The organism is Hymenobacter agri (assembly GCF_054778495.1).
Genome location: NZ_BAAGZM010001271.1, coordinates 1 through 571, shown reverse-complemented (window position 1 = coordinate 571; position 571 = coordinate 1). Strand labels below are relative to the sequence as shown.

At 68.7% G+C, this 571-nt stretch carries 1 protein-coding gene and 1 pseudogene; both read right to left on the bottom strand.

Going from position 1 to position 571, the window contains the following annotated elements; genetic code table 11:
* On the bottom strand, positions 1-223 hold a 223-nt coding region (locus ACYVDE_RS25755; protein ID WP_460504345.1), incomplete at its 3' end, for a hypothetical protein.
* A pseudogene (locus ACYVDE_RS25750) lies at positions 220-571 on the bottom strand (aerotolerance regulator BatB); the annotation flags it as partial. The gene ACYVDE_RS25755 and the pseudogene ACYVDE_RS25750, both read right to left, overlap by 4 nt.

Sequence of the window (571 nt, the reverse complement as noted above, 5' to 3'; positions counted from 1 at the left end):
GGGTTTGCGCGTGCCCTAGGTTCAGCAGCAGCCGTGGGTCGGGGGTGGCGCGGGGGCGGGCCGTGGCCAGGGCATTCTCGAAATAGCGGGCTGCTACCAAATCCTCGCCGCGGCGGTAGGCCGCCGTCGCATCGGCCACGGCCACGTTGCGGTCGCGCACCATCGTCAGCAGCCGCAGCCCCGGTACACTCAATACGATAAGCAGGAGAGCCGCCGCTTTCATGGCTTAATTACGGTAATGGTCAGTGCTACGTCCATTGCCAGCAGCAGTAGCGCGGCGGCCAGCGGGTAACGGTAACGATTGTCGGCCACCGCCACGGTGCGCACCTGCTCGGCCGGGCCCTGCATGGCCCGCAGGGCGCGCAGCAGCGGCTCGAAGCCGTTGGTTTGGTTATTCAGGGCAAAGTACTGCCCGCCCGTCTGGGCCGCCAGTTGCAACAGTGGGGCCTCGCGCAGCCGCGTCAGGGCCGGCTGGCCCCGGCCATCCAGCACGAAGCCGCCGCTGGCCGTCGGAATCTTGCTACCTACCGCCGTACCCACGCCCACAGGGTATACCCGCGCGCCGGTGCGG